At 59.7% G+C, this 2,451-nt stretch carries 5 protein-coding genes; all 5 read left to right on the forward strand.

The window, feature by feature from the left end; translation table 11 throughout:
- Nucleotides 1–541: rep family protein (locus ACPC54_RS41790; protein ID WP_498972978.1), on the forward strand; the 541-nt coding region annotated here is incomplete at its 5' end.
- A 158-nt stretch (nt 542–699) separates the two neighbouring features.
- Nucleotides 700–972: a hypothetical protein gene (locus ACPC54_RS41795; protein WP_359364228.1), complete on the forward strand. Its 273-nt coding sequence runs from the start codon at nt 700–702 to the stop codon at nt 970–972.
- Between the two features lie 228 nt (nt 973–1,200).
- Nucleotides 1,201–1,491 (forward strand): hypothetical protein, encoded by a 291-nt coding sequence (locus ACPC54_RS41800; RefSeq protein ID WP_070574462.1) that lies wholly within the window; start codon nt 1,201–1,203, stop codon nt 1,489–1,491.
- Nucleotides 1,491–1,748, forward strand: a complete 258-nt coding sequence (locus tag ACPC54_RS41805; RefSeq protein ID WP_359364213.1) for a hypothetical protein — start codon at nt 1,491–1,493, stop codon at nt 1,746–1,748. Before ACPC54_RS41800 ends, ACPC54_RS41805 begins: the two co-directional genes overlap by 1 nt.
- Nucleotides 1,749–1,961: 213 nt before the next feature.
- Nucleotides 1,962–2,451 (forward strand): hypothetical protein (locus tag ACPC54_RS41810; protein WP_498972981.1); only part of this gene is annotated, 490 nt, incomplete at its 3' end.

The following is a 2,451-nucleotide window of genomic DNA, read 5'->3' on the forward strand; positions in this document are numbered from 1 at the left end:
TAAGGATGGCAATGACCTGGCTGAGCGTTTTAAGCACCTCCATCGTGGCCAGCGAGAGCTATGGATGCGGAAACACCGTGCTCGCGGCTCTTGCCTCGATGGTGTTATGGGTGCTGTGTGGTCGTACGAAGTGAAGCGCGGCACAGGTTCTGGGCTCTGGCATCCGCATCTGCACATGATCGCGATCGCGGAGCATCAGCCTGACCAGCTGCAGCTCTCGGCTGAGTGGAAAAACATCACTGGTGATAGCCACGTGGTGGACGTACGGCCGATCAGCCAGGAGGACCCTGTGAGTGGCTTCCTCGAGGTGTTCAAGTACGCGGTGAAGTTTTCGGATCAGCCTGTTGAGGACACGTGGCACTGCTACGAGACCTTGCGCGGAAAGAGACTCATCGGATCTGCTGGCTGCTTCCGTTCGGTGGTGGTGCCGGAGCAGCTCATCGACGAGCCCTTCGACGACCTCCCCTTTCGCACCCTTTTTTACCGCTACCTGACCGGTCGCGGATACGACCTTCAGAGGAGGAAAGATCGACCCGCCTGAGTGCACGGATGAATGTTCTTCGCGGGGCAGGATATGCGAGGTGCTAGCACCTCGCTCAGGCTGATTCACGCAGAGCGTTCAACAGCGAAAGCGGCCCCGGTGAGTGCGTCAACACCCACCGAGGCCTAACCAAAACCCATCTGTGTTGGAGATGAAAAATGGCTGAGAAGAAGTCTATTGCGCCCGAGCTGGGCGAAGCTGAACGCGAGATCCACGGGCCTCTGGCCGAAGCCCAAGCGTTGATCGAGATCTGGCGCAACTCGAATCCCGACGAGGCGTCGTTTTGCTGCCTCGCGGTATCCACCCTGTCTCGTCTCTGTGATCGTTTTGACACCTACCACCACCTGCTGTTGAAGCATGGTCGGCCGGCATTCGCCGAGACCGACTACGGCGTCCTGGGAGACCCGGTGGAGGATCAGCCAGCGGCCTAAGGGGGTATGGGGGGTATGCCCCCCATGCAGAGCCACGGCTCTCACGCCAACGCAGCGATGCGCCGCGTGCCCAGCGCCCTCCCCTCCCCTGCCCGTCTTCGCGCATGCAAAACAGGCTGCGTGGACCACAAAAAGGGCTCTGAATTCGTATCCTGCACTCGTAAGGCTTTACATCGGCCTTTCGTCTGGTAACAATTGTCGTTCCTGCAACCTTCAATTGGAGCCGATATGGACCTTGATTCCCTCATCCAGCACAAAGCTCTCGACGAGCTTTACAAACGTGGCAACTACGGCCTGATGGATCACTTCCTCAGAGACCCGGAGACTGCCGAGCAGCTCAAGCTGAAGAAGCTGCAATTCGACGTTCACCCTGAGCTGTTCAGCGACGTGGAAGACGTCTGCCAGCTGCTCGACATGAGCAAGCGTGAGTTCCTCACGGCCGCCACGCTGCAAGCCGTCAAGCTCGCGCAGGAGGCCATCGAAAAGCACGGTTTGATCCCTGATGAGGAGACGCACTGATGCTGACTCTCACAGGCACCGTTCGCGCTGCCACCACTCTCGGTGGTGGTGTCAACAAGAAGACCGGCGAGGTCATCCAGCCGCGGTCAGTACTCCAGGTGGAAGGCCTCGACTCCCGCGGCCTGGTGCAGCTCTACACCCTCACGGTTCCCGATCTGACGAAGTACGTCGACCAGGTCGGCTCGCAGATCTCCGTGCCGGTGCGTGCGTGGGCACCTGGCGCGACAGTCAATTTGTCGTACGAGGAAAAGAAGTGAGCGCGGGACGACGCCTTGGGACGGGCCTGCCCCGGCACTTGGCGCCGGCCGGCGCTCTTCCCTTGATACATACAAACAATTGCTCCAAGCCAGCATCCATGCGGGTTTCCGGCTCGTTTGCCTGCGATCAGGGCTTGTCGCCGGACGCCGTCCGACTGGGCCGCGAGATGCTGGCTGGACCCATTGGGTTCCTCATCGCACGGAGGGCCGCCGATGGAGGAACGACCACCGGATGACCCAAAGGAAAACGCCGACTCTCTGGCAGGAGAAATCGGCGTTCAGGGCATCGAGGCACTACCCCGAAGGGTTCAGAGATATGGAGCAGCTAAAGCAGGCGCTCTCGACGTAGCGGAGTTTATCAGCGGGCTTGGAGGCCATCAAGGCTTAGCACGGCGGGTCGGCTCGTGTGGGGACTATTTGATGTTCCGGCACTACTTCACCGTCGACGAAGTGCGGTTGCATGCAGCTTCGCTTTGCATGAAGCATCTCCTATGCCCCCTGTGCGCCATCAGGAGGGGCAGCAAGGCCCTCAAAAGCTACCTGGATAGGTGGGAGGTGCTTAGAGGGTCGAACGCCTCTTTAAAGCCCTTTCTCGTGACTCTGACCGTTAAGGATGGCAATGACCTGGCTGAGCGTTTTAAGCACCTCCATCGTGGCCAGCGAGAGCTATGGATGCGGAAACACCGTGCTCGCGGCTCTTGCC

This window comes from Kitasatospora sp. NPDC094028, assembly GCF_049543595.1.
GTDB lineage: Bacteria > Actinomycetota > Actinomycetes > Streptomycetales > Streptomycetaceae > Kitasatospora.